This is a genomic window from Nocardia xishanensis NBRC 101358, from assembly GCF_001613365.1.
GTDB lineage: Bacteria > Actinomycetota > Actinomycetes > Mycobacteriales > Mycobacteriaceae > Nocardia > Nocardia xishanensis.
The window spans coordinates 81,503-94,891 of the sequence record NZ_BDCF01000010.1 but is presented as its reverse complement, the minus strand read 5'-3'; the positions used below and the strand labels follow the sequence as shown (position 1 = coordinate 94,891).

The following is a 13,389-nucleotide window of genomic DNA, read 5'->3' as shown; positions in this document are numbered from 1 at the left end:
CCCTCTCGCACCTGAAACGCAATCCCGAGCACGGATGTAACACGGATTTAACGCCGGATGCTTACGCTCGCGGACATGGATCGCCAGAAGGAATTCGTGCTGCGGACGCTCGAAGAGCGGGACATCCGCTTCGTGCGGCTCTGGTTCACCGACGTCTTGGGTTATCTGAAATCCGTGGCCATCGCTCCCGCCGAGCTCGAGGGCGCCTTCGAGGAGGGCATCGGCTTCGACGGGTCGGCCATCGAGGGTTTCGCCCGGGTGTCGGAGGCCGATATGGTCGCCCGCCCGGATCCTTCCACTTTCCAGGTGCTGCCTTGGGCCACCAGCAAGGGCCATCAGCACTCCGCGCGCATGTTCTGCGACATCACCATGCCCGATGGCTCGCCGTCCTGGGCCGACCCGCGCCACGTGCTGCGCAGGCAGCTGAACAAGGCGGGCGATGTCGGGTTCAGCTGCTACGTGCACCCGGAGATCGAGTTCTTCCTGCTGAAGAACGGCCCGCAGGACGGCACCCAGCCCCAGCCCGCCGACTCCGGCGGCTTCTTCGACCAGGCGGTGCACGACTCGGCCCCGAACTTCCGGCGCCACGCCATCGACGCGCTCGAGTCGATGGGCATCTCGGTGGAGTTCAGCCACCACGAGGGCGCGCCCGGCCAGCAGGAGATCGACCTGCGCTACGCCGACGCGCTGTCCATGGCCGACAACGTGATGACCTTCCGCTATCTGATCAAGGAAGTGGCCATCGACGAGGGCGTGCGGGCCACCTTCATGCCCAAGCCGTTCGCCCAGTACCCGGGCTCGGCGATGCACACGCACATGAGCCTGTTCGAGGGCGAGAACAACGCGTTCGCCGACCCCGACGACCCGATCAACCTCTCCGAGACCGCCCGCGCGTTCATCGCGGGCATCCTGGAGCACGCGCCGGAGATCAGCGCGATCACCAACCAGTGGGTGAACTCCTACAAGCGGCTCATCCACGGCGGCGAGGCCCCGACCGCGGCCTCGTGGGGCCGGTCCAACCGCTCCGCGCTGGTGCGCGTGCCGATGTACACGCCGAACAAGTCGTCCTCGCGTCGCGTCGAGATCCGGAGCCCAGATTCCGCCTGCAACCCCTACCTGGCGTTCGCGGTGCTGCTCGCGGCGGGTATGCGCGGCATCGAGAAGGGCTACACGCTGCCGCCGGAGGCCGAGGACGACGTGTGGTCGCTGACCACCGCCGAGCGGCGCGCGATGGGCTTCCGCGAGCTGCCTGGCACGCTGGACGAGGCATTGCAGGCGATGGAGCGCTCGGAGCTGGTCGCCGAGACCCTCGGCGAGCACGTGTTCGACTTCTTCCTGCGCAACAAGCGCCGTGAGTGGGCCGATTACCGCAGCCAGGTGACTCCGTTCGAGCTCAAGGAGTACCTCGGACTGTGACCTGGGCGCGCGGCGCGGCCATGTAGTTTAAAGACTATGGTCCGGCCACCGTCTGCGCGCTCAGCTGTCCCCGGTGTCGGTCGGCTTGGATTGCTCGAGCCGACGGCCGCGGCTTCGCTGCGCGAATTGGGCTGGGACAACGTCGAAAGCATCCCGGTCCTCTGGTCGCTGTCCAGGGCGCCCGACGCCGACCTGGCGCTGAGCACCCTGATGCGTCTCCGCGAAGGGCTCGGAAGCGACTGGGCCGCAGTCGATTCCGCACTGCGCACCGATAAGTCCTTGCGCGGCAGGCTTTTCGCGCTGCTCGGCTCGTCGAGCGCCTTCGGCGACCATATGGTCGCCGAACCCGCCTCGTGGCAGCTGCTGCGCCGTGACGCGCTGCCGACGCGCGAGGACGTGCTCGCCGACCTGCTCGACGCCGTCGACGCGGTGCCGGAAGAGGGGCACGCGTCGGGGACGGACGCGCTGCTGTTCCGCGCGGGGATCGCGGGGCCGGAAGCGGTGCCGCTGCTGCGCAGGCGCTATCGCGATCAGCTGATGCTGCTCGCCGCACTGGATCTGGCGGCCACCGTCGAGAACGAGCCGGTGCTGCCGTATCAGATGGTCGGCAGGCATCTCACCGATCTGGCCGACGCCGCGCTCACCGCGGCGCTCGCGGTCGCGGTCGCGCGGGTATGCAAGGACGGTCGGGTCCCGGTCCGGCTCGCGGTGATCGCGATGGGCAAAAGCGGTGCGTGCGAACTGAATTACGTCAGCGACGTGGACGTGGTGTTCGTCGCCGAACCCGCCGACGCGATCGCGACCCGGTTGGCCGCCGAGATGATGAGCGTCGGCAGTCTGGCCTTCTTCGAGGTGGACGCGGCGCTGCGCCCCGAGGGCAAGCAGGGTGCGCTGGTGCGCACCCTGGAGTCGCACCTCGCCTACTACAAGCGGTGGGCGCGCACCTGGGAGTTCCAGGCGCTGCTGAAGAACCGTCCGATGACGGGCGATCTCGAGCTCGGGCGCCAGTACCGCGACGCGGTGATGCCGATGGTCTGGACCGCCTCGGAGCGGCCCGATTTCGTCGCCGACGTGCAGGCGATGCGCCGCCGCGTGGAAGACCTGGTGCCCGCCGACCTGCGGGAACGCGAACTCAAACTCGGGCACGGCAGCCTGCGCGATGTCGAATTCGCCGTGCAGCTGCTGCAATTGGTGCACGGCAGGGTGGACGAGTCGCTGCACGTGCAGGGCACCGTGGAGGCGCTGACCGCGCTCGCCGCGGGCGGCTACGTCGGCAGGGACGACGCCGCGAATCTCACCGCCTCCTACGAATTCCTGCGGCTGCTCGAACATCGGTTGCAGTTGCAACGGCTCAAGCGCACCCACACACTGCCCGCGGTCGATGACGAGGAGGGCATGCGCTGGCTGGCTCGCGCCTCCCACATCCGTCCCGACGGCAGGCAGGACGCGGTCGGCGTGCTCGGCTCCGAGATCCGCCGGAACGCGGTGCGGGTGCGGCGATTGCACGCGAAGCTGTTCTACCGGCCGCTGCTGGACGCGGTGGCGCGGATGGATTCCGACGCGCTGCGGCTGAGCCCGGACGCCGCCGTCCGGCAGCTGGCCGCGCTCGGCTACGCGGCGCCGGAGAACGCGCTCGGCCATCTCAAGGCGCTCACCGGCGGGGTCTCGCGCAAGGGTCGCATCCAGGCGCTGCTGCTGCCCACCCTGCTCGAATGGCTCGGTGACACACCGAATCCCGACGCGGGCCTGCTCGCCTACCGCCGGGTGTCGGAGGGGCTGGCCGATCAGATCTGGTTCCTGCGCGAACTGCGCGACGAGGGCGCGATCGCGCAGCGGCTGATGATCGTGCTCGGCTCCTCGGAATACCTGCCCGATCTGCTGATCAACGCGCCGGAAACGATCCGCATGTACGCCGACGGACCCGGCGGTTCGCTGCTGCTGGTCCCGCAGCCGGAGGACGTCGCGCGCGGCATCCTCATGGCGGCGTCCCGTTACGAGGACCCGAAACGCGCTGTGGCGGCCGCCCGTTCGCTGCGCAGGCACGAACTCGCCAGGGTCGCCTCGGCCGATCTGCTCGGCATGCTCGAGGTTCCGCAGGTGTGCCAGGCGCTGTCGTCGGTGTGGGTGGCGGTGCTGGAAGCCGCGCTCTCGGCGGTGATCCGGGCGACCGAGGCGGAGAGCGGAGCGCCAGCGCCCGCCGACTTCGCGGTGATCGGGATGGGCAGGCTCGGCGGGATGGAGCTCGGCTACGGCTCCGACGCCGACGTGCTGTTCGTCTGCGATCCGCGTCCCGGCGAGGACGAGACCAAGGCCGTGAAATGGGCCATCGGCGTCGCCGAGAAGGTGCAGCGGATGCTTGGCGCGCCGAGCACAGACCCGCCGCTGCATGTCGACGCGGGACTGCGGCCGGAGGGACGCAACGGCGCGCTGGTGCGCACCCTCGCGGCCTACCGCGCCTACTACGAACAGTGGGCCCAGCCGTGGGAGGTGCAGGCGCTGCTGCGTGCCCACCAGATCGCGGGCGATCAAGAGCTCGGACTGCGCTTCCTGCACGTCATCGACAAGGTGCGTTACCCGGCGGGCGGTGTCTCGGCGGAGGCGGTGCGCGAGATCCGGCGCATCAAGGCCAGAGTCGACGCCGAACGCCTGCCGCGCGGCGCGAACCCCGCGACGCACACCAAGCTCGGCCGTGGCGGCCTGGCCGACATCGAGTGGACCGTGCAGCTCATGCAGCTGCGCCACGCCCACGAGGTGCCCGCGCTGCACAACACCTCCACCCTGGAAACGCTCGACGTCATCGAAGAGACGAAGCTGCTCGACGCCGAGGATGTCGCGCTGCTGCGCGACGCCTGGCTCACCGCGACCGAGGCGCGCAACGCCCTGGTCCTGGTGCGCGGCAAGGCCACCGATCAGCTGCCCGGCCCCGGCCGCCTGCTCTCGGCGGTCGCGCGAGTGGCGGGTTGGCGCAACGACGACGGCAGCGAGTTCCTCGACAACTACATGCGCGTCACGCGGCGCGCGAAAGCGGTGGTGGAGCGCGTCTTCGGGGGCTGAGCGCGTCCTACGCCGCCGGCGGATGCCCCGTCACGCCCACCGCAGCCGACAGTGATGCGAACCTGCGCGTTCGGCGACGGCGAGTGGAGGAATTGTGCGGATCCTGTGGCGTTATGGACCGCGCAAGCTTTTCGCAGGCGAGCCCGCCTAGGGTCGATCGCATGCGTGTATGGGTGAACCGGGTGCTGCTCGGTCTCGGGTGGTGCGCCCTGGCCGTCGGAATCGTGGGCGTCGTGTTGTATTTCAGCACCTGGCAACGGCAGATGCCGGTGCTCGTCGCTTCCGGGGCGTCGTATCTGATGCTCGGCGCGATGGTCGGGTTGCTGTTGTTCGTCGTCGCACGGGGGTGGCGAAGCGCGGCGGCCGCGGGAGTCGTCGCGGTCGCGGTGCTGTGGACGCAGCTGCCGTTGTTCGTGGCGGACGGGCGCGCCGCGAGCGGCCCGGAGATCCGGGTGCTCCAGTCGAATCTGCTGTTCGGCGGCGCCGACCTGCCCGTGGTGGTGCGCGAGGTGCGCGAGCGCCGCGTGGACGTGCTCACGCTCGAGGAGCTGACGTCCGAAGCGGCCGCGCGGCTCACTACAGAACTGGCGGGCGAGCTCCCGTACCACTACCTGGAACCGGGGACCTGGGGATCGGGCAGCGGCATCTTCAGCCGATACCCGTTGCGCGACACCAGGAAATACGACGGCTTCGTGATGGCGAATCTCTCGGCGACGATGGAGCACCCGCAGCGCGGTCCGGTCGCCGTCTACGCCTTCCACCCGATGCCGCCGCCGCTGGATTTCGCCGCATGGAGCGCGGAGATGAGACAGATCCGTGAAATCCTCGACGCGCAAGCCGGTCCCGCACTCGTCGGCGCGGATTTCAATGCGACACGCGATCATTCGGCCTTCCGCGATCTGGTCGGCGGCCGATTCGACTCCGCCGCCGATCTCGCGGGCGCGGGCCCGCTGCCCACCTATCCGACCGACCGGCCATGGGGACCGGTGATCGGTATCGACCACATCCTGGTCGCCGGCGGCACCGCGGAACAGATGGAGAGCCTGTCCATCCCGGGATCGGATCACCGCGCGGTGTTCGCCGTGCTGCGGCTCGAGGCCTGACCGGCGCGGACCCTCGTGCTGTTCGCACGTCCCGAATCCACGCCTCACACAGGCGATGCCTATGTGGGGCGTGCGGAGTGTGCGTGGCATTCACCCGGCGCGAAGGTGGTTGCGCGCCGCGATTCCTGGGCGGTGGTGGGCTCCGATGCCTAACCGAGGGCGCCCCAACGCGATACGCGCGTAGGGATGTCAGCGATTACCATGTGAACGCTCGACCGGCGGTGTGGGTAGACCACCGTCCGGCGGCGGCGCGGGCGAGGGCCCGCAGGACCGGGGAGGAAGACCTGATGAGGACCAAACGGCTGCGGTTCGCCGCGATCGCGGTGCTGACGGTGGTCGGCGCTGCGCTCACGGGCTGCGCTAGCTCACAGACCACGACGAGCTCGGCGGGCGTCACCGCCGCCGATCCGGACAACCCGTGGGTGGTGGCGGGCGCGGCGACCAGCACCGGCCCGAGCGGCCCGCGTCCCGGCGTGCCCGACGCGCCGCTGACGGCGGAGAACGGCGACGGCGGACGGGTCGACCGGCTCGCCCTCAACGCCATCGCCGACATCGAGGAGTACTGGAAGGTCGAGTACGCCAAGACTTTTCCAGGCGCATTCAAGCCGGTGGACAAGTACATCTCCTGGGACGCGCGCGCCCCCAAGGAGCAGTCGGTGAAATTCTGCAAGGCCGACACCTACAAGCTGGTCAACGCGGCCTACTGCGGGCTCGACCACACCATCGGCTGGGACCGCAGGGTGCTGCTTCCGCTGCTGGAGGACAAGTACGGCCCGATGTCGGTGGTGATGGTGCTCGCGCACGAGTACGGGCACGCCATCCAGGGGCAGGCCAAGATCGCCGGGCTGTTCACCGGCGCGCTGGTCAAGGAGCAGCAGGCCGACTGCCTGGCGGGTGTTTTCCTGCGGCATGTCGCCGAGGGCGACGCGGCGCACTTCACCATGAACATGACCGACGGACTGGACGGCGTGCTCGGCGCCACCATCGCGGTGCGCGACACCGATCCCAGCGACCCCGACAACGTGCACGGTTCGGCGTTCGAGCGGGTGACCGCCGTGCAACTCGGCTACACCGAGGGCGCCGAGGCCTGCAAGAGGATCGACAAGAAGGAGATCAAGCAGCGTCGCGGCGACCTGCCGGTGACCTTCGAGGTGGACGACGAGGAGAGCCAGCAGCTTCCGGTGGACCAGGTCTCGCTGACCAGCGTGAGCCAGGCGCTGGCCAAGACCTTCCCGCTCGCCGCGGCACCGAAGTTCGACTACTCCGGTGTGGTGCGCAACTGCTCGAAGGTGACCGCCACCGAACCGGTCTCGTACTGCCCCAGCACGAACACGATCGGCACGAACATACCGAAACTGGCCGAGCGCGGCGGCCCGCTCGACGGCGACGGCGAGCCGCTGTCCGCGGTCGTGCAGGGTGACTACAACGCGTTCGTCGTGTTCGTCTCCCGCTACATGCTCGCCGTGCAGCAGGAGCGCAAGCTCTCGCTGACCGGTGCGGAGACCGCGGGCCTGCGCACCGCCTGCCTCAGCGGCGCCTTCACCACCAAGCTGAGCGAGCCGACCAGCGACCCCCGCCTCTCGGCGAACGACCTCGACGAGGCCGTCTCCGGACTGCTCGCCGATGGGCTGGCCGCCGCCGACGTGGACGGCAAGGTGGTGAAGAGCGGCTACCAGCGGCTCGAGGCGTTCCGCACCGGCGTGCTCGACGGCGAGCAGGCCTGCATGACCAAGTTCAAGTGACCGGGTCCGCCGCGGCCGGAGCTATTCGGCCGCGGCGGGCAGCGCGCGCAGCGAACTGAGCGTGGTCGCCAGCGCTCGGGCGGCCTCGGCGCCCTTGGTCACGAAGTGCCCGGTGAAGTAGTCGACGTGCTCGCTGTGCTCGTGGAAGTGGTGCGGGGTGAGCACGACGGAGAAGACCGGCACGTCGGTGTCCAGCTGCACGCGCATCAGTCCGTCGATCACGGCGGAGGCGACGAAATCGTGCCGGTAGATGCCGCCGTCGACGACCAGCGCGGCCGCCACGATCGCGGAGTACTCACCGGTCTGGGCGAGCCGCTTGGCGTGCAGCGGGATCTCGAACGCGCCCGGCACCTCGAAGACGTCGATGGTGGCTGGGTCGAAGCCGAGGTCGGTGTATTCGGCGGTGAAGCCCTCCAGGGCCTTGCCGACGATCGAGCTGTGCCAGGTGGCGCGGATGAACGCGACGGATCCGGTCGATGTGGTTCCCATGACCGGATCCTACGGCTCGGTGAGGTGCGCCTCCAGCCATGTGACCACGTCGGTGAGCACCCGGTCCTGCTCCGGCTCGTTGAAGATCTCGTGGTAGAGGCCTTCGTAGCGGATGACGGTCAGGTCCTTCGAAGCCGCGCCGCGCTCGATCAGGTCCGTGCTCGACGGTGCGGCGAGCGCGTCCTCGGTGCCGTGCAGCACCAGCAGCGGGACGGTGAGCTTGTCCAGCCGCCGCTTGACCGTCTCGGTCCCGTTGAGGATCTCGGTGCCGGTGCGGGCCGGGAGCTTGCCGCGATAGACCAGCGGGTCGGCGTCGTAGGCGGCGACCACCGCGGGATCGCGACTGATCATCGACGAATCCAGCGTCAGCACACCGAGATTCGGCGTCAGCCGGGACAGCACCGGCGCCAGCAGTCGCTGCACCGGGTTGACGACCGGGATGTCAAGCGGCGGGGCGGAGAGCACGATGCCCGCCACGTCGATCGGCGCCCGAGTGGCCAGATACAGCGTGATCAAGCTGCCCATCGAGTGCGCGAGCAGGAACTTCGGCACGCCGGGCTGTTCACGGGCGGCGATGTCGAGCATGCCCTCGACATTGTCCGCGGAGCCCGCCATGGAGCCGATGTTCGCCTTGCTGCCCGCGGACTTGCCGTGGCCGAGGTGATCGAGCGCGTAGACCGCGAACCCGGCGTCGGCCAGCCGCTTTCCGACGTGACCGTACCGGCCGGAATGCTCGGCGACGCCGTGCACCAGCACGACCACCGCCTTGGCCGCGGTCTCGGGAAGCCATGCGCGCCAAGCGATCCGGCTGCCCGTGCCCTCGAAATGACCGTCCTCGATGCGGGTCACCTGCGCTCCTCTCGGGTAGAACCATGCGCGAGTTCCTCGATCAACCGCCGATTGAACTCGATGAGCCGAGCGTAGTTCACCCGGGAGATGCGCTCGTCGGTTCCGTGGATTGTCGCCAGGTCGTCCTGGGTCAGCACGATCGGCGCGAAGTTGCACCGGGTGGCCGCGAGATCGTCGTAGTGGCGCGAGTCGGTGGCGCCGGGCACGAGACCGGTGGTGACCGCGATGCCGGGGACGACGGTCTCGGCCAGCCGGGCGACCAGCTCGAACGCGGGGCCGGGCGCGGTGGTCCGCGACGGTTCCGACGACATCCCGACCAGCTCCACCTGCACGCCGGGATCGCGAATCACCCTGCGGCAGTGCGCGAGCACCCCGGCCACCGAATCGCCGGGCAGGATGCGGAAGTTCACCAGCGCCTCGGCGCGCTGCGGCAGGACGTTCGCCTTCACGCCGCCGCTGATGACGGTGGGGGCGGTGGTGGTGCGCACAAGCGCCTCGGTCTGCGGGCGGGCGGCCATGATCCTGGTGATCATCGGCCCGGCGAGAGCGGCGATGCCGAGCAGCCGCCTGCGAGTCTCCGGCATCACCGCGCGCAGCCGGGTGAGCATGTCGGCGATCACCGGGGTCAGCCGCAGCGGCATCGGATGGTCCTGGATGCGCCCCACCGCCCTGGCGATCCGGCCGACCGCGGTCTGCCTGCCCGGCATCGAGGAATGCCCTCCGGTCTCCTGCACCCGGAGCCGCACTGTGGCATAACCCTTCTCGCCCAGCATGATCGAGGCCACCGGCAGGTCGACGCCGTCGGCGACGCCCTCGGTGATCACGCCGCCCTCGTCGAGCAGCAGCTCCGCGTGCACGCCGTGCCTACGCAGATGGTCCGCCATCCGGACGGCGCCCGCGTCGCCGAAGATCTCCTCGTCGTGCCCGAAGGCGAGGTAGAGGGTGTGCCGGGGGCGCACGCCTTCGGCAAGCGCGGACTCCACCGCCTCCAGGATGGCGATCAGCCTGCTCTTGTCGTCGATGGCGCCGCGACCCCAGACGAACTCGTCGTCCACCACGCCGTCGAAAGGCGGATGGGTCCAGCGTCGCGCGTCGTCGACCGGCACCACGTCCTGGTGGGCGAGCAGGATCGCGCAGGCAGGTCCCGGTTCGACGCCGGGCCAGCGATAGAGCCTGCTGTGCCCGAACAGCTCGAGCTCGAGTTCGGCGTGCACCAGCGGGAACGAGCGCTCCAGGTGCGCGGCGAGCTGCTCGAAGGCGGCGTCGGCGGCGCCGGTCGAGTCCTCGGTGGACACCGTGGCGCAGCGCAGCGCCGCCGCGAGCCGCTCGGCGACGCGGTCGTCGACCCCGGCGGGGGTGGTCGCGGGCGTCATCGGGCACCGGTCGGGGGCGGCGTGTTCGTGAGCATCACTGCATTCTTCAACACGCGCGTCGGCGAACGGGACGGGTTGGTCGGTGCTGCCGTGGTGGACGGCCCGCTTCGTCACCCTGAAGTCGGAAGGTCGACGGCGGTCGCCGGGTCGTTCATGATGTCGGGGCCCAGCTGGAAGCTCTTCTCGACGCGCCACCTCGCGTGCATGTCGGGTGTCCCGCCGGTGAGGTCGGGGCTGCGCGGGGTGGTGAGCACGGGCAGCTCCAAGCGTGCGGCGTGCACGGTGACGGCGGCATTGCTCGGCGCGTGCGACCAGACGTCGTCGATCACGTCGGTGATCTTCGCGCCGAGCCGATGGCCCGTGGCGAGCGGCCAGTCCTGGGCCAGCAGCCGGAGCTCGACCTCGGGCCGCACCGGTGCGATGCCGCGGGTGACGATGGTGGCGCGTCCGTCCGGCGCGATGTCGTAGAGCTCGACACCGACGGTCGCCGATTCCGGACCGGTGAGTCGCAGCGCGGCCGTCGCCATGCCGGACAGATGCGTCTGCTCCGCCAACGGCTGTGACACCGACCAGATCTCGCGATCCCGGCCGGGCAGCAGGCCGCGGTCGGTGTAGGAGCCGGTCCGCAGTTGCACCGCTACGCGGGTCGAATCCGTTGGCGGCCAGGAGGTTTCGGCCCGCCAGCCGCCGTCGAACTGACCAACCCTGACCCGGGGGCCTGGCACCTCGACGTCCTTGCCGGCCACGTGCCGATCGAAGAACGCCATCAGCTCGCCGTCGAAAAACGGTGTGCCGCATTTGGCGTGGCAGTCGGTATGCCCCCACGGGCCGAACCAGGCGCGGTGTTCGCCGGGGCCGAGGCCCTGCCACATCTCGAAGACGCGGTCCGGCCGGGTGTTGGCGTCGAGGAAGCCCTGGCTGAGGAACAGCGGAATGGTGTTGCCGCGCAAATCGTCCACGAGGTCACGCTCGCGCCACCCGGGGTTGGCGGCGTCGTGGTCGGTGGTGAGGTCGACGTAGCGTTCGGCGCAGCCGGGCGGCATGCTCACCGCGTTCGCCTGATATTCGGGGGAGTCGCTCCAGTGCGCGGGGGTGGAGGCGATGGCGAGATGTTCCAAGCCGACCTGGTCGGCGGGCCGGATGCCGTTGTCCGTCACCGGTTTCCCGGAGAACTTCCACGAGACGCCGCGCATGTACAGGTACGAGTACGGGTCGACCACCGGTGCGAACGCGGCCACCGCCGCCAGTCCCTTCGGCTTCGCCGCGAGCGCGAGCATGCCCGTCCACGCCTCGTAGGAGGTGCCCGTCATGCCGACCCGTCCGGTCGACCAAGGCTGGGAAGCTGCCCATTCCACCGCGGTGACCACGTCCGACCGTTCGCCCGGTCCGCCGTAGTCCGGGCAGCCGTTCGAGCCGCCGAACCCGCGCAGATCCACCAGCACATAGGTGTAGCCCGCCCGCAGCGCGTCATCGACCGGCAGGTTCTCGACGGACGGGCCGCCCTCCGGCAGCGGGTGGGTCAGGTAGGCCAGGTGCGAGCGGTACGGGCTCACGGTGAGCAGCACCGGCGTCTTGGCGTCGTCGGTGAGGCCGGGCGGGCGCAGCACGTCAGCGTGTAGGCGGGTGCCGTCCGGTGCGGTCAGATAGGCCTGCCACCAGGTGAACGGCACGCCGGGCGGTTCGGCCGCCGCGGGCGTCGCCATACCCAGCGTCAACGCCACTCCGGCCGCCACCCGCGCCACCACAGAACCCACTCGCACCAGAGGACTATGGTGCGTCACCTGGGCCGCCGTCCAGCCCCGGAATGTGGGGTGCGATCGGCAGGCCCGCGGAGCCGCCATAAAGATTCGCCCGGTGTCTCAGGCAGGTCGGCGTATGATCGGGCTCTAGTGCGATCGACCGGGGGAAATATGACCGAGCCGGTGACCACGGATTGGGACCGATTCGTGCAGGCGCTGGCTCGCTGCCTGGCCCAACTACCCTCGCGCGCGACGCTGATCATCGCCGCGCCCGGCAACCGGTATGTCCAGTTCGTGCAGTTCGATATCAAGCTGTCCGCCGAGCTCGCGGGCAATCGCTATCTGGCCCAGCCGATGTCCGCCGACGACGAGCGGATGCTGCGCGAACTCGGTTGGCAGGCGCCGGTCTCCCGGCTCGAGATCGACAACTGGCAGCGCAGCCTGTTCTGGCCGCTGGCCGAGCCGGTCCTGGTCGAATTCGCCCGGTCGGTCGCTCTCGGCCTGCGACACGCGCTCGGCGTGCGCGCGCCCAGCGAGCTGCGCGCCATGGGCTGGACCGAGGCGTCCGGCGATCTGGATCTCACCGTCCTCGGGCTCGTCGTGAAGCCGAGCACCGACCACTGAGAACAGCGCCGAGCCCCCGCCACCTCGGATGGCGAGGGCTCGGGATCAGAGGCTTCAGCCGACCAGGTTCTTGCGCAATTTCAGGATCGTGCCCGGATCCAGGCCGAGGCCCTGGGTGAGGAACTTGCCGAAATCGCCGTAGCTCTGTTCCATCTGCTGGATGGCGGTGTCCAGGTAGACGTCGCGCACCTCCTGCAGCGGGATCAACAAGTCTGGGTTCTGCATCAGCCCAGCGCGTTTCACGTCCTCACGCAGCTTGGCATCGGCGGCGGCGCGGTACTGATTGGACAGCAGATAGTCCTGCCGAGCCGTGCCCTCCGGCACGCCGACGGCGCGCAGCACCACGTAGGTGAGCCAGCCGGTGCGGTCCTTGCCCGCCGTGCAGTGGTAGAGCGTGGCGCGGTCGGAGTTCGCCAGGTCGCGGATCGTCTGCCCGAAGGCGTTGCGCGAGGCCTCGTTCAGGAAACTGCGATACACCCCGGCCATGATCTGCTCGGCCCGCCCGTTGCCAAGCAACTCCTCCTGCTTCTGCGGATCCCGCGACTGGATCGCCTGCAACATCTGCTGGAACAAACCGGTGTCGTCGATCGGCCGAGCGACCGCCGAAACACCGGCGGGCAGCTTGTCCTTCCCCGCGAACTGCACCTCGGCTGGCGTTCGGAGATCCACCGCCGCACGCAGATTCAGCGTTCCCAGCTTCTGCACATCCGCATCGGTCAGCTTCTCCAGCGAATCGGCCCGAAACGCCTTGCCCGATTTGACCCGAGCCCCGTCATACGTCCAATAGCCTCCGATATCCCGAACATTGACGGCCCCCTGCAAGTCGATCCGGGTTGCCGACGCCTCCACCGTCGGCTCGGCCACCGCGCTCGGCGGAACAGGGGTGGAGACCAAGGCCAGCGCACTGAGCGCCGCACCGATGAGAGCAATGAATGAAATCTTCATGCCGGGCGACACTAGAACGTGTTCTAAGCGAGTTCTCAGGTTCGTCGCGGTCGAC

10 protein-coding genes are annotated in these 13,389 nt (G+C 69.4%); 5 read left to right on the top strand and 5 right to left on the bottom strand.

The annotated features are described in order from the left end of the window. Positions 1–75: 75 nt before the first annotated feature. The 4 genes from NX1_RS10930 (at position 76) to NX1_RS10915 (ending at position 7,315) form a co-directional block, all read left to right on the top strand. Positions 76–1,416: a glutamine synthetase family protein gene (locus NX1_RS10930; RefSeq protein WP_068057287.1), complete on the top strand. Its 1,341-nt coding sequence runs from the start codon at positions 76–78 to the stop codon at positions 1,414–1,416. 36 nt (positions 1,417–1,452) lie between these two features. Further along, positions 1,453–4,470: a bifunctional [glutamine synthetase] adenylyltransferase/[glutamine synthetase]-adenylyl-L-tyrosine phosphorylase gene (locus tag NX1_RS10925; protein WP_068057285.1), complete on the top strand. Its 3,018-nt coding sequence runs from the start codon at positions 1,453–1,455 to the stop codon at positions 4,468–4,470. Positions 4,471–4,631: 161 nt separating this feature from the next. Then, positions 4,632–5,573: an endonuclease/exonuclease/phosphatase family protein gene (locus NX1_RS10920; protein ID WP_068057284.1), complete on the top strand. Its 942-nt coding sequence runs from the start codon at positions 4,632–4,634 to the stop codon at positions 5,571–5,573. Between the two features lie 287 nt (positions 5,574–5,860). Continuing rightward, positions 5,861–7,315, top strand: a complete 1,455-nt coding sequence (locus NX1_RS10915) for a neutral zinc metallopeptidase (protein ID WP_068057282.1) — start codon at positions 5,861–5,863, stop codon at positions 7,313–7,315. 21 nt (positions 7,316–7,336) lie between these two features. On the opposite strand, the gene NX1_RS10910 is transcribed toward NX1_RS10915, so the two are convergent. The 4 genes from NX1_RS10910 to NX1_RS10895 form a co-directional block, all read right to left on the bottom strand. Beyond that, the gene (locus tag NX1_RS10910) at positions 7,337–7,804 is read right to left on the bottom strand and encodes a 6,7-dimethyl-8-ribityllumazine synthase (protein WP_068057280.1); all 468 of its coding nucleotides are present in this window, start codon (positions 7,802–7,804) and stop codon (positions 7,337–7,339) included. Positions 7,805–7,813: 9 nt separating this feature from the next. After that, a complete protein-coding gene (locus tag NX1_RS10905; protein WP_068057278.1) occupies positions 7,814–8,653 on the bottom strand; it encodes an alpha/beta hydrolase in 840 nt (279 codons plus the stop codon). Further along, complete coding sequence (locus NX1_RS10900) at positions 8,650–10,026, bottom strand: M20 family peptidase (protein WP_068057420.1); 1,377 nt, start codon at positions 10,024–10,026, stop codon at positions 8,650–8,652. Before NX1_RS10900 ends, NX1_RS10905 begins: the two co-directional genes overlap by 4 nt. Before the next feature lie 110 nt (positions 10,027–10,136). Further along, positions 10,137–11,786, bottom strand: a complete 1,650-nt coding sequence (locus NX1_RS10895) for a CocE/NonD family hydrolase (protein ID WP_245668431.1) — start codon at positions 11,784–11,786, stop codon at positions 10,137–10,139. A 162-nt stretch (positions 11,787–11,948) separates the two neighbouring features. On the opposite strand from NX1_RS10895, the gene NX1_RS10890 reads away from it, so the two are divergent. Then, positions 11,949–12,389 (top strand): TY-Chap domain-containing protein, encoded by a 441-nt coding sequence (locus NX1_RS10890; RefSeq protein ID WP_157119671.1) that lies wholly within the window; start codon positions 11,949–11,951, stop codon positions 12,387–12,389. Positions 12,390–12,443: 54 nt separating this feature from the next. Here the strand turns inward: NX1_RS10890 and NX1_RS10885 are convergent, their stop codons facing one another. After that, complete coding sequence (locus tag NX1_RS10885) at positions 12,444–13,346, bottom strand: tyrosine-protein phosphatase (RefSeq protein ID WP_245668430.1); 903 nt, start codon at positions 13,344–13,346, stop codon at positions 12,444–12,446. Between the last annotated feature and the right edge of the window lie 43 nt (positions 13,347–13,389).